This is a genomic window from Cecembia calidifontis, from assembly GCF_004216715.1.
Taxonomy (GTDB): domain Bacteria; phylum Bacteroidota; class Bacteroidia; order Cytophagales; family Cyclobacteriaceae; genus Cecembia_A; species Cecembia_A calidifontis.
In genome coordinates, this window is record NZ_SGXG01000001.1 from 1,039,062 (window position 1) to 1,053,026 (window position 13,965).

11 protein-coding genes are annotated in these 13,965 nt (G+C 37.5%); 9 read left to right on the top strand and 2 right to left on the bottom strand.

The window, feature by feature from the left end; genetic code table 11:
- Window positions 1-32: 32 nt before the first annotated feature.
- Complete coding sequence (locus BC751_RS04435) at window positions 33-377, top strand: hypothetical protein (protein WP_130274503.1); 345 nt, start codon at window positions 33-35, stop codon at window positions 375-377.
- Window positions 347-1,279 (top strand): IS3 family transposase, encoded by a 933-nt coding sequence (locus BC751_RS04440; RefSeq protein ID WP_130274504.1) that lies wholly within the window; start codon window positions 347-349, stop codon window positions 1,277-1,279. The genes BC751_RS04435 and BC751_RS04440 overlap by 31 nt, the downstream gene beginning before the upstream one ends.
- A gap of 254 nt (window positions 1,280-1,533) precedes the next feature.
- On the opposite strand, the gene BC751_RS04445 is transcribed toward BC751_RS04440, so the two are convergent.
- Both BC751_RS04445 and BC751_RS04450 read right to left on the bottom strand, forming a co-directional pair.
- Window positions 1,534-2,739, bottom strand: coding sequence for an IS256 family transposase (locus BC751_RS04445; RefSeq protein WP_130274032.1), 1,206 nt, complete (start codon window positions 2,737-2,739; stop codon window positions 1,534-1,536).
- A gap of 632 nt (window positions 2,740-3,371) precedes the next feature.
- The gene (locus BC751_RS04450) at window positions 3,372-4,307 is read right to left on the bottom strand and encodes a helix-turn-helix transcriptional regulator (RefSeq protein ID WP_242617362.1); all 936 of its coding nucleotides are present in this window, start codon (window positions 4,305-4,307) and stop codon (window positions 3,372-3,374) included.
- 513 nt (window positions 4,308-4,820) lie between these two features.
- On the opposite strand from BC751_RS04450, the gene BC751_RS04455 reads away from it, so the two are divergent.
- From BC751_RS04455 to BC751_RS04485, 7 genes are all read left to right on the top strand, one after another.
- Window positions 4,821-6,011, top strand: coding sequence for a reverse transcriptase family protein (locus tag BC751_RS04455; RefSeq protein ID WP_130274506.1), 1,191 nt, complete (start codon window positions 4,821-4,823; stop codon window positions 6,009-6,011).
- 2 nt (window positions 6,012-6,013) lie between these two features.
- Window positions 6,014-6,802: a hypothetical protein gene (locus tag BC751_RS04460; RefSeq protein ID WP_130274507.1), complete on the top strand. Its 789-nt coding sequence runs from the start codon at window positions 6,014-6,016 to the stop codon at window positions 6,800-6,802.
- Between the two features lie 54 nt (window positions 6,803-6,856).
- Window positions 6,857-9,064 (top strand): ATP-dependent DNA helicase, encoded by a 2,208-nt coding sequence (locus BC751_RS04465; RefSeq protein WP_130274508.1) that lies wholly within the window; start codon window positions 6,857-6,859, stop codon window positions 9,062-9,064.
- Entirely contained in the window at window positions 9,054-10,565 is a 1,512-nt protein-coding gene (locus tag BC751_RS04470) for a DUF7017 domain-containing protein (protein WP_130274509.1), read from the top strand. The genes BC751_RS04465 and BC751_RS04470 overlap by 11 nt, the downstream gene beginning before the upstream one ends.
- Before the next feature lie 399 nt (window positions 10,566-10,964).
- Entirely contained in the window at window positions 10,965-11,639 is a 675-nt protein-coding gene (locus tag BC751_RS04475) for a type II restriction-modification system restriction endonuclease (protein ID WP_130274489.1), read from the top strand.
- Complete coding sequence (locus BC751_RS04480; protein WP_130274490.1) at window positions 11,639-13,462, top strand: DNA methyltransferase family protein; 1,824 nt, start codon at window positions 11,639-11,641, stop codon at window positions 13,460-13,462. The genes BC751_RS04475 and BC751_RS04480 overlap by 1 nt, the downstream gene beginning before the upstream one ends.
- Window positions 13,463-13,745: 283 nt before the next feature.
- Window positions 13,746-13,964: a helix-turn-helix domain-containing protein gene (locus tag BC751_RS04485; RefSeq protein WP_130274491.1), complete on the top strand. Its 219-nt coding sequence runs from the start codon at window positions 13,746-13,748 to the stop codon at window positions 13,962-13,964.
- Window position 13,965: the final 1 nt, after the last annotated feature.

Here is a 13,965-nt window from a genome sequence, read left to right on the forward strand (position 1 = left end):
GACAGAATTGTTAACCTTATTTCGCACAAAAAATGAGTCAAAAAAGAAAAACAAAAGAAGAAATTGTTGCCGAGTATTTAACAGGCAACTACACTTATCGGGAACTTGGATTGAAATATGATATTCCATTTCGCAGTATTTGCGATTGGGTTTTGGAATATCAAGGGCGAAAACCAACATGGCGTGAAAAGATGAAACGCAAACGGGAAAAAGAAAAAGGCGTAAAAGAGCCTGAATTGCCAAACGAAGTAAAGCTCCTACAGAAGGAGCTTAAAAAAAAGCAACAATTGCATAATAAGCTGCTTGAAGAAATCATCAATATTGCCAATAAAGAAACAGGAACCGATTGGAAAAAAAAGCTTGGCACCAAGCAATAATGAATATAGGGCAAAGCGAAAGCCGAAGCATACAAACGCTTTGCTCATTGCTTGGTTATAGTCGGCAAGCCTTTTATAAATTTGTCAAACACGCTGAAAAAGAAGCATTGCAGCATGATTTAATTCTTCAAGAAGTATTGAGAATTAGAAAAACACTAAAGCGATTAGGAACAAGGAAACTGCTGTTTAAAATGGAAGGATTTATGAGAGAACACCATATTGAGATTGGCAGAGATGCCATGTTTGATTTGCTGGCGACTCATAAATTATTGATAAGGAAAAGAAAACGTAGAGTTCCGGTTACAACTTTCTCTGATCACTGGATGCGAAAATATCCGAACCTGATAGTTGACTTTATTCCAACTGCTCCCAATCAACTTTGGGTAAGCGATATTACTTACATCACGTTGAAAGATGATTTTGCTTATTTATCATTAATTACGGATGCTTACAGCAGAAAGATAGTAGGGTTTTACCTATCAGAAACGCTATCGGCAGATGGCTGTATAAAAGCATTGCAAATGGCTTTAAATAATAATCCGCAACTGGGAAGACTCATTCATCATTCTGATAGAGGAAGTCAATACTGTTGTGCCGATTACGTTTCAATACTCGACAAGCACTTTGTTAAAATCAGCATGACTCAAAGTGGTGACCCTTTAGAAAATGCAATCGCAGAAAGAGTAAACGGAATTTTGAAAGATGAGTTGTTGGAGAAAATTTACATCAATTATCAGGAAGCTAAACAAGCTATTGCAGCAGCAATTAGCATCTACAACTATCAAAGACCGCATAGCAGTATTGATATGTTAACTCCTATTGAAGCTCATTTACGAGAAGGAGAACTAAAACGCAGATGGAAAAATTATTATTCAAAAAAGAAGGAGGTTGTTATGTCGTAAAATGAGTTTTTTTCAGGCATGAAGGGTTCAAGAATAAAAAAGCCAAGCTGTTACACTTGGCTAAATAAGACGTTTTATTCCGTCACCCGGAGATGTATCCCTGGCAAGTTGCTCTCCAGCAGAGCTTGCTTCCGTTTAGTCTCCAAGGCAAATGTAAACCTTATTTAGGATTAATGAAAAATGTGTAAACTTGTAACAGGATTTAGAAGACACTATCCCGATAAGTGTGTAAACTTCAAATTATGGTTTTATTGTCAGGTATCAAGAAGCCTGACCCTATCACCAAATATAAGCAGGAAACTGTTAAGAATAGCTCCCCAGTCTCTGATAGGCATAGTCCATTTTTTCGATGCTTCTCTTGCAGCCAGGAAAACAGACTTCATTACGGCATCATCTGTCGGGAAAGAGAGCTTGTTTTTGGTGTATTTTCTGATCTTTCCATTGAGATTTTCAATCAGGTTGGTGGTATAGATGATTTTACGGATTTCAGCCGGGTAATCGAAGAAAACGGTGAGTTCATCCCAGTTGTCCCTCCAGCTTTTGATGGCATAAGCGTATTTGGATTCCCATTTTTTGGCAAAATCGTTCAGGGCAGCCCAAGCAGCATCTTTTGTAGGGGCGGTATAAATTTCCTTCATATCCCTTGTAAACGCCCTGCGGTCTTTCCATGCGACATATCTACATGCGTTTCTGATCTGGTGGACGACACATATCTGAGTGACTGATTGGGGGAATGAAGCTTTTATCGTATCAGTAAACCCGTTCAGGTTGTCAGTTGCCGTTATGAGAATATCTTCAACCCCTCTGGCTTTCAGGTCGGTGAGTACCCCCATCCAGAAAGCCGAAGATTCATTCTTGCCAAGCCAAAGGCCTAGGATCTCTTTAAGGCCGTTAGTTCTGAGGCCAACGGCAATATAAACGGTCTTGTTGACCACTTTGGAGTTCTCCCTGACTTTGAAGGATATACCATCCATCCAAACGATCAGGTATACAGGGTCAAGCGGCCTGTTTCTCCATGCAACAATATCCTCCGCTACGGCACCGGTAACCCTTGAGATGGTGGAGGAGGAAACATTGATGTCATAAAGCTCCCGGATCTGTTCTTCGATGTCCTGGTTTGACATTCCCTTGGCATACATGGAAATGATCACGTTTTCAACGCCCTCCGCCATGCTTCTGCGTTTGGGCACAAGGGCAGGCTCAAAGCTGCCGTCCCTGTCTCTTGGGACTCTGATTTCAGCTTCCCCAAATGTGTTTTTTATTGTTTTGGTGGAATAGCCGTTCCTTGAATTGGGATTATCGGAATTCTGATGCTTTTCATAGCCAAGATGGGCATCCAGCTCGCCTTCAAGCATTTTCTCAACGGCTCTTTTCTGAAGCTGTTGAAGGAAGGAATTAAGCTCCCCGGCAGTCCTGAACTGCTTGAGGAAGTCATCATTTAGGAGATCTTCTTTTTTCATTTTTGTAATCTGTGTGTTATAAAGGTAAGAAATTGTCCACACACAGACCGGGGGGCGCCTACCGCGGGTTCCTCAAATTCCCTGTGCGATTTCTTCTAAATCACACAGAGAATTTCGAGGTTTAACTTTAACTTCGTAAGTAGTGAAACCAACTTACACAGTTTGTGTCATAGTCCCATTTAGAACCAAAAAAGTGTCAACTTTTTTTAGGACGAGTCACATAACTTCCAAACACAGGGCAAGCACATTTGCAAACCGCACAAGGCTCAACACAATCCAAAGTTTGCAAAAGAGCTTGCCCTTTTCCCGACAGACAAAAAAATTCCTTTCCCCCTCTTTTTATTTTTCAGCAGACACACGACCAAACACGACAAACAGCGGACAACAAAAAGCCACATACCGCTAACAAGGGTTTGGCGTAATGGCGGGTGAAGTGCTTCGTTTGAACATTTATGGTATATTTGAACTTTGGTTCTTCGTATCAACCGTAGTGCTATAATGCCGCCACTACGCCAAGCCCCAAAACGTTGTGCCTCATTGTAGAAAGCCGACCGCACATTCAAGCACATTTGGTTTTTGCCGACACAAAAAGCCCAAACAAAAAACCAAAAGAGCTTGAATTTTGCCAACGCTCAATAAAGACGACCGGCTAACTTGAGACGCTGAGAAATACGTTCTTTGAAATCCTGTGGAGAAATTACCTTGACTTGTTCTCCGAAAGAAAGAATCAATCGTTCCAACTCAAAATTTGGAATGACTTTGATTTTGACTTCAAGTCCAGTTGGATCGTTTTTGTGCTTTTGACTTGGATGAATGGGCTTTGTAATGACATAAGGAGCAACTTCAGGAGAAAACTTCAAGATGATTTCCTGTAAGTCCCCATTTTCGGGGCGGGTTACTCCAACCAAATCGAAAAAGTACTCTTGCCAATCGGTTTCTGACTGTTTGTATTTCTGGGCAGTTTCAGACAATGACTCAATTCGGTCTAAGGCAAGATTCCAATTCGGAACCTGATTGTTTGCATTGAGACCAAAGACAAACCACCTATTGTTATACTGCTTTAAATAGTATGGATGAAAAGTGATTTCGTATGGTTCAGAACTTTTAAAGTCCTTGTATTTGACAAGTAAAACCCGCTCATTAACTATGGCATTGAACAGTGGAGTTAAAAAATGAAGCCCTTTAAGGTCAATATTGCTCTCAAAGCTGATGATTTCACTTTTACGCTCAATTAAGCCAAACTTAGATTCAAGCATTGGAATCATTTCATTGACCCACTCAAACTGTGGTGTACCGGAGAAACGAGAAAAAATTTGAAGGGCTGACTTTATTTGTTCGGCTTCCGAATCATTTAAAGGTTGGTTACTGATTGAAAAAGATAAATCTTCATATCGATAAAATACTTTTCGACCATGACGGATTCTGCCAAGAGGGATAGACCAGCCTGCATCACTTTCCATGAAACGAATGTCATCAAACAATTGCCTTCTTTGTATTCCTTCGCTGTTTGGGTCAAAATCCATCAATGCTTTGTTGCACTCTTCGAGCAGGTCTTCCCAAAAATACATCCTGCCCGTGTTGCGAAAGCAACGGTCTAATACCTGATAGCGGATAAGTGCATTTTTGTTGACAGACATAATTTAAATATTTTTAGTGCAGGTGAAATGCACAGCACAAAGATACTTTTATTCCCTGAATGAGCAATGTAATGAATGGAAATACAAAATACGCTTTTGTAACTTATTTTTATCTGTATCTTTACCGTGCAGATTGAGTGCACATAAACGCTATACTTTTGCAGAAGTTCTTTGAAACACTTGCCACAAGATATTGATTCGTGGGTGCTGGTCTCAGATTTCGGTTTGAGACAATGATCGGCATCTTCTCCCGACCTCTGGTTGGGATGAATGTCACTTAGGCATTTTTAACAGCGGTTATTGATTTCAATGTCAATAATATGAAGTTGTTATTGATGTAATTATTAGTGATGAATAGGTATTGATTTTCAGTTATTATAATTGAAATATTCATACAAAAAGAGTATCCGGCAGGTGTTTTCAAAGTCCTTCAAAACTTTAGACATGAAAATTGAACAGGCACATATCGACCAAATACGGAAGGAATTTGCAGAACTGCAAAGCAAGGAGGACTTAGTGAAACTATTAAGTGACGCTAAGAATATGCTTTATGGTGAGGAATGTAAGCCAGTTCAATTAAAATCATTGACCTATTACGCTAATCCTACCCTTTGCAAAACGCGTTATCAGACTTTTACCATCAAGAAAAAGTCGGGTGCAGACAGAACCATCCATGCACCCGTGAAAGGGTTAAAATCTATCCTTCGCTCTCTAAACTTTGTGCTTCAATGTGTATATGAACCACATGAAGCAGCAACAGGTTTTGTTTTGGAAAAGTCAATTGTAGACAATGCCAAAAAGCACGTGGGGCATCATTATGTCCTAAACATGGACTTGAAAGATTTTTTTCACTCTTTCGACCGAAACAGAGTGAAGATGGGCTTTATGTATGAGCCATTTAACCTGAATGGAGACAAAGAACCATTAGCATTTCTGTTGGCAAGTCTTTGCACTCATCCTTTTGAAGTTGATGGAGAAGAAAAAACGGTACTCCCACAAGGTAGCCCGACATCTCCAACTTTAACGAATATTCTTTGCAAAAAGCTTGACCGAAGACTTACCGGACTTGCCAACCGATTTGGAGCAACGTATACAAGGTACGCTGACGACATTACATTTTCGTCACCACACAACATCTATACTGATGAAGCTTTTAACAATGAGCTAAAGCGAATAATTGAAGATGACCAAAAACTGGTTATAAACCCGAAGAAAACACGTTTACAAAAAGCAGGGTATAGACAAGAAGCAACAGGCTTGATTGTAAACGACAAGGTAAATGTCCGTAGGAGATATGTGAAGCAAATCCGCATGTGGCTTTACTATTGGGAAAAGTACGGCTATGAAAAAGCGGAACAGATTTTTAAACGGGATTACATTGTCGACAAAGGCCATGTAAAAAACATCAATGCTCATTTGGTGAATGTGCTTGATGGGAAATTGGAGTTTTTGAAAATGGTGAAAGGTGCTGAGGATACTACTTATATAGGTTTGAAGGAAAGGTTTGATAAATTGACTGGATTGAAAGAAACAAAGGATCAATCCAAGATTGACCTTAATTCTGTTTTAAATACATTGGTAAACAAAGGACTCAATAAAGCCATGAACCTTTATAGTAAATTCAAAAATCAATAAATATGAACGAAGAAGACTTGAGAAAATTCATAGAGTTTACAAAAACCTTGCTAACACAATTGCAAGGGCAAAATGAGTATGCTTGGTTTTTTGAGTCTTTCAACCTTGAAATAGTCAATAGCTTTTTCCAAAACGGAGCCAATACCTCTGGACCTGATAAATTTCAAAGCATTACAGAATCTGACGTTGGTAGAATAAAGGCTTATTTAAGTTTCGTTGATAAAAAGGCACTGAACTATGGTAAAGAGTTTTACAAGGATATTGTAGAAGATAATCTCAGAAAAGAACTTATTAAAGACTTTAAAGCAATGAAAATCGCATTAAAAAATGAAGATATCGTGGAATTTGGACGAAGACTTTACTTACAAATAGAAAACATATATAATTATTCTCTTTCTGAATTAAACGTGCATGAATTGATCCATTCAAATAAAGATTTTTATTCCAAAGTGCCATTCAAATGGAGTGAACGTGCTAAGTCCTATGATTACGATTTTTTCAAGTCTTTCTATTCTTTTGATAAAGAATTAAAGGTCTACTCTCCAGTGGAATTATCAAAAGTCAGTTTCAACACAAAATCTGTATTTCTAATGCATTACTTCAATTATTCAGTAAACAAATTTAATATAGATGACATCTACTTTTTAAGAAACAAAGGCAGTCATAGAGGAACATTAAATGAAGATGAAAAAAATAAGCTCCAAAGTATATTTAATGATTTCGATAAAAACTACAGTTTTTATCATAAAGTACTTTTTGATGTTGTAAACGGAATAAAAAACATACGATAAAATGCAGATACACCGCACAGATAAAAACAAACTTTGCATGAAAGAATAATAGCCATGAAAATTTTTGACCATTTCCAACACATCAATCTCACCAACGACCAACGCCAGGCGTTGGAAAAGCTTCACGCTTTTTTAGAAAGCGATGAGCGGATATTTATTCTTCAGGGATATGCAGGTAGTGGTAAAACAACCTTATTAAAGGGTTTTGTTGAATATCTCAAATCTTTAGAAAAGAAATACCAATTAATGGCACCAACTGGCAGAGCTGCAAAAGTCATCAATCAAAAAACAGGCTTTGAATCTACCACCATCCACAAAGGAATTTACAGCTTTGAGGAATTGCAGGAAATCAAACAAGGTGAAGATGAAAACGATGTTTCGTTTTTGTACCAATACAAAATCAGAAACAATCCGGAAGTTCATGATTCGGTTCTGATAGTGGATGAAGCATCTATGGTCAGCGATATTTTGAGCCAAGGCGAGTTTTTCCGCTTTGGAAGTGGGCATTTGTTGCGAGACCTAATGACTTATGGAAGAATTCAAGAAGCTACCACAACCAGCAAAATCATCTTCATTGGTGACCCTGCGCAGTTGCCACCAATAGGAATGAACTTCTCCCCTGCACTTGACCCGAATTATCTAAGTGAGACTTACAAGGTTTCTGTTTCGCAAGCGGAAATGAAGGAAGTGAAACGTCAAGATGCCAATAATGGCATTTTGATTTCAGCCACTAAAATAAGGCAGTGCCTTACTTCTGGCTACTTCAATGATTTTGATTTGAGAGAAAATGGACGGGACATTTTCAATCCAGCTTATCAAGATTACTTAGAAACCTACAAGGCACAACAAGACCAAAAAATAATCATCTGCTACAAAAACAAAACAGCACTTGATTTGAACCGAGCTATCCGCAGAGAAAAATTTGGAGATGATTTACCTATTCAGGCATCCGATACCGTTATCATTGGTGGCAACAATTACCGTTTAGGTATCATGAACGGTGAATTTGCGATTGTTTCAGAAGCCAGTCCGCAAGTTGAAAGCAGAGAAGTTAGTTTTTACATTGAAAAAGGAAAAACAAAAACTGTAAGATTAACTTGGAGGGCAATTAGCCTTGTTTTACCTGATGAAAACAATCAGCCCAAAACCATAAACGGATTTATTTTAGAAAACTATCTATACGGTGATGACTACTTAAAACCCGAAGAGCAAAGAGCCCTTTATGTGGATTTTAAAAACAGGCATCCCAAACTTAAAAAGGGTACAGAGGAATTTAAGGAAGCCATTATCAACGATAAGTATTTCAATTGCATACTTTTGAAATACGGTTATGCAGTAACCTGCCACAAAGCCCAGGGCGGTGAATGGTCAAATGCCTTTGTATTTTGGGATAAGGGTACAAAAGAGAATTTTAACTTTTATGAATCACCTCATGAACGTTCGGGTAAAACCAATCCAGAGTTCTATCGGTGGGCATACACTGCCGTTACCCGAGCATCTAAAAAACTGTTTTGCGTCAATCCACCGTATTTTTCATCCTTTTCAGCCATGAATTTTATTGACGTGAATGTTCAACAAGCCTTCAATGAGTTGACAGGACAATCAAATCCGACAACTGAAATCAATATCAATGAAGTTTTGCCGGAATTGGAAAAATTTGGTTTAGTTGATGCACCATTGACTATCCAAGATCATTTTATTCATAGGTGGTATAATCTCCGAAAACATTACATAGATATTGAAGCTTGGCAGAAAGTTGGGTATGAAATACGATATATCTTCAAAAGAGAAGCCCAAACAGCAGCATTCAAACATTGGGTTAATGGTCAGAATGTTTTTAAAAGCAATTTTCAAAAGCTACCTGCACAAACCAATTCTGATGAGTTATTTGAAACCATCACAAAAATACTAGAGTGTGCTACTCCGATTGTAGTAAACAGGAACAACATTGAAGGTATTCTGACCCAAATTGAATTTGATGTAGCCATTGAAGAAGAGAAGCCATTCTTGAAAAAGCTATTCGATTTTATAAGTAAAGGTTTATCAAAAGATGAAATCATTACCAAAATCCAGCATCTCGAATACCGTGAAAGATATACCATAGATAATAATGGACGGTCTTGCATAATTGACTTTGAATATGATAAAGCAGGTTTTTTCGGTCGAGTGCTTCCATTGGAAAAGAAATGTGACTGCCCCGAAATTCTAGGCAGAATCAAATCCATTGTAAACAACCTAAAAGAAGCTGATTATGTCATTTAAAGAAATCAAAGAACTTAAACAAGCAGGTAAGCTTGATGAAGCTTTGCAATTGGCAATTCAGGCTTTGGAAACAGAACCCGAAAACATTTGGAACAAGCGGGCTGCCGCATGGGTGTATTATGAATATCTCAAAAAGAACGCTCAACCTGAATTATATGAAGCATTCAAGGATAATCTTATAAAGATTAAAGACCTGCAATTACCCGAAGATGAAAAAATGGTCTTTGACAATTGTGCTTGGCCAATCGGTCGTTTAGTTTTTGCACTACAGAATCAAGATCAAGTAGATTATGGTAAAATCAATGAGTTGTTTGAAATTATCAGGAACTTTCATTTCACCAAGCCATCTGAGGCGTATTCTTTTATTTACAAAGCCTTTCACAAAGGCTATCAAAACTGGTCAAACTATCTAACTTTTGCCGACTGGTGGAATTTTGATAATCTTCGTTCCGAAGACTATTTAAAAGAGGAGTTCAAAGGCAAAAAGATGATGTCTATTGCTGAACAAGCATACATTGCTTATTCCAAGAAGCTTTTGGAAGGAGAAGCTTTAGATCCTTTTGGACAGCAAAGAGTCATTGACAAGGAAAAGATCCAATCATTCTTGCCAAAACTGGACTCTTTGATAGATAAACATCCTGACTATCAATATCCGCCCTATTTCAAGGCTAAGCTCCTTTTGGCATCAGGTAGTGATGAAAATGTTCTATCTGCATTTATACCTTTTGCCAAACAAAAAAGAAATGACTTTTGGGTGTGGGAACTGATGGCAGAAATATTTCCAAATGATAAAGAAATTCAGTTTTCATGCTATTGTAAAGCCTTGAGCCTAAAAACCCCCGAAGACTTTTTAGTTAAGTTAAGACAGACTTTTTCTGAAATGCTCATTGAAAAAAAAATGTACAATGAAGCCAAAACGGAGATACAAAAAGTTATAGCAACAAGAGAGAAACACGAATGGAAGTTGCCGAATCAAATAGTGCAATGGACAGAACAAGAGTGGTATAAATCTGCCATAGCTAAAAAGGATAACCAAGATTTGTATTCAAGCCACATCAAGCAAGCAGAGGAAATATTGTTTCAGGACATACCGGAAGAAATAATTGCAGTTGAGTTTGTGAACGAAAACAAGAGTATGCTGAATTTTGTGAAGGATAAGCGGAAATTTGGATTCTTCAATTACTCAGGCAATTTGACAAAACCACAAATTGGCGACCTTTTAAAAGTACGTTTTAATGGAGAAGGACAAGATGGTTTTTATAAAATCCTTTCTGCTAAAAAAGCTGACTCTAATGTGGCATCTGATGCAATGAAAGATTTTGAAGGAACAATAAAGGTAATTTCTCCACAAAACTTTGGTTTTATAGAAGACATCTTTGTTGAACCCAAAATTATAGAAGAAAGCAAGCTAACTGATGGACAGCAGGTAAAGGGAAGAGCGATACTATCATTCAATAAAAAGAAAAATGAATGGGGATGGAAAGCAATAGAAATCAAATAGCCAACCCTCACAGCCACACACATTGCCAAGCCGCTCAAGCCTACGCTAAAACCCAAGCTTGGCAAAGAGTGTTTCTGTCCCAACCCACGACCAAAACGACCGACAAACAAACGGACGAAAAAGAACAACGAAGGCACAACATCACCTATACGCAAGCAGGGGTTTCGTGCTTCGTAGGACAGGAAAGTGGTAAATTTAAAGTTCAGTTCTTCGTGTGAAGTTCAGTGGTAAAATGCCCTGCCTGCGTATAGCTGAGAACCGTTGTGCGTAATGCTTTCGAAACAACGCACCACGACAGGCAAGACGGATTGACAACAGAATTTGTGTAAAACTTACAGACCTGACTGGACGACCAAGCCGTATAAAATATTAACTTAGCGACATACATTTTTGGCTGTAATGAAAGAAAAATTAACGATAAAAAAACTCATTGAAGAAGCCCACACTTTTTGTGTGGCTGAATCAAAACATAAAAACAAAGAACTTTATGGAGTAACTGACGGCAAAGCCGTTGGCACACACATTGAACACAAATTCAAAAAGCATTTAGATGATAAATACAATCTGACTATTGGTTCATCTGCAAGTGGTATTGACTTGCCTTCTGACGACATACAAACTGATATTAAGGTAACTTCAATCAAGCAACCTCAATCATCTTGCCCGTTCAAGGACGCAAAGCAAAAAATATTTGGGCTTGGCTATAATCTTTTGGTTTTTGTTTACGACAAAACAGACGACCCAAAAACAAAAACAGCAAACCTAAACTTTGTTAGTTGTTCATTTGTTGCAAAAGAAAGAACCGCAGATTACACAACAACTTTCCGCTTGCGGGAAATGGTAAAAGACAAAGCCAATGAAGCTGACATTATTGCCTATCTTCAAGACAAAAATATTCCGGCTGACGAGATTACTCTTTCTCAATTAGCAAAACAGATTTTAACAAGTCCGCCCGAACAAGGCTATCTGACTATCTCTAATGCTTTACAATGGCGATTACAATATCAGCGTATTGTTGATTTAAGCGAGAATGTAAAGGGAATTACCAAAATCGTTCATAAAAAGAAAAATTGATGAAAATATTTGAAGCAAATATTCCACATCAAGTAGCAGACTTGCTTAATAAAAAGCTAAGTCGAGTTAATCTTTTTGAAACTGCCAATGAAAAATTAGTTGATGCCTTCGGCATCAATAATTTCTTTGGTAGTCAGGAAGAATATGAAGTTTTCAAAGATGCAATTTCATCAACACAGAATATTGCAGCTGAACCTGACCGCACCGAATATGGCGACTTTCAGACCAACCAAAATTTGGCAAAAGCTGTTACACATTTTCTTAAAACTCAGAAAAAAGTAAACCCCAAACTTGTTATTGAGCCAACTTGCGGGAGAGGGAACTTCATCGTTGCTGCACTTTCATCATTCAATCATATAGAAACAATTATTGGAGTTGAAATATACAAGCCATACACTTGGGAGACAAAGTTCAATATCATAGATTTTTATATTTCAAACCCAAATGAACGCAAACCTAAAATCGAAATTTTTCACTTCAATGTGTTTGATTTTGATTTTGGTTCACTTGTAAGTAAATCCAAAGACGAAATTTTGGTTTTGGGAAATCCGCCTTGGGTTACAAATGCTAAATTGAGTAGTTTGGAGTCAAGCAATTTGCCTCAAAAATCAAACTTTAAAAAGCATAGTGGTTTTGATGCTATTACTGGAAAAGGAAACTTTGACATTGGCGAATACATCACACTTATGATGTTTGATGCTTTCCAAAATTCAAAAGGACATTTGGCTTTTTTAGTAAAAAATTCGGTAATTAAAAATGTAGTGTTTGACCAACACCAAAGGAAATACAATATTTCAGACCTTGAAAAACTAACCATTGACAGTAAAAAGGAATTTGATGTTTCAGTTGAAGCCGCTTTGCTTTTTTGCAAACTAAATTCTAAACCTGAATACACTTGTAAAGAATTTGATTTTAACCAACCGTCAAAAATTGTAAAAGAATTTGGTTGGGTTGCGGACAAGTTTGTTTCCAACACAAACTTGTATCGTCATAGTTTTGATATTGACGGAGTTTGCCCGTTTGAGTGGCGACAAGGTATCAAACACGACTTGTCAGCCATAATGGAGTTAGAACGTGTAAACGGACATTTTGTGAATGGAAAACAAGAAGAAATAAAACTTGAAGAAGACTTGATTTTTGGAGTGCTTAAAAGTTCCGACTTGAAACAAACTGTAATCAACCAACCAAGAAAATTTACAATAATCACACAGAAAAAAGTTGGACAAGATACTTCTTTCATCAAGCAGAAATATCCTAAGACATTTGGATATTTGCATTCTCACAAAGCGTATTTCGACCAAAGAAAATCAAGCATTTACAACAATAAACCCGACTTCTCAATATTTGGAATTGGCGAATACTCTTTTTCGCCATACAAAGTTGCAATTTCAGGACTTTACAAAACTTTTACTTTCAGTCTAATTTTACCATTAGACGAAAAGCCCTTGATGCTTGACGATACTTGTTATTTGTTGGGCTTCGACAACATCGAATTTGCGACTTACACAACCATACTTTTAAATTCTGACAAGACAAAAGAATTACTGCAAGCCATTACATTTTCAGATGCTAAACGGACTTTCACGAAAGACATTTTAATGCGAATTGACCTTTACAAATTGGCAACACAATTTTCAGACTTGGCTTTACAGACAGAAATCAATTCAATAAATAAAAATTACAACTTGCAGGTTTCACTTGATAAATGGGACGACTTTTTACAAACATTAAAACCAAAAGAATTAGCCAAACAAATGGACATTTTCGCATTGACGGAAGAAGAAGCACTACGCACAACAGCAGTTTGGCGAAATGGCGGGTGACGTTCTTTTATGGCAGTTTTGTGCTTAACCAAAGTGCAGTTCTTCGATTGAACATCTGAGCTAAAAATCCGCCACTTCGCCAAGCTGCAAACCGTTACAGGCAAGCGTAGGACGACAGTGCTAATATCAAAGGCAACGACAAATCCTAAATTTCTGAAATCATAAAAGCAATTTTTCTTATTGACTTTAGACCAAGCCCACCCACCACCCAAATTAACAAGAAAACTCACAGCTATACTTATAGTCCGTTGTACGATAAACTACAAAGTTGAATCTTTGCAATGTGGACATAAGAGTAAAAATTGGACAACGTCTTCGAGAACTAAGAACCAAAAAAGGACTTAGTCAAGAAAAGTTTGCTTTTACTTGCGACCTTGATAGAACTTATATCGCAAGTATTGAACAGGGCAAAAGAAATGTATCTGTTGCCAATATTGAAAAAATTGCAACTGCGTTAGATATGTCCATTTACGAATTTTTTAAATCAGATTTATTCAAGTAAC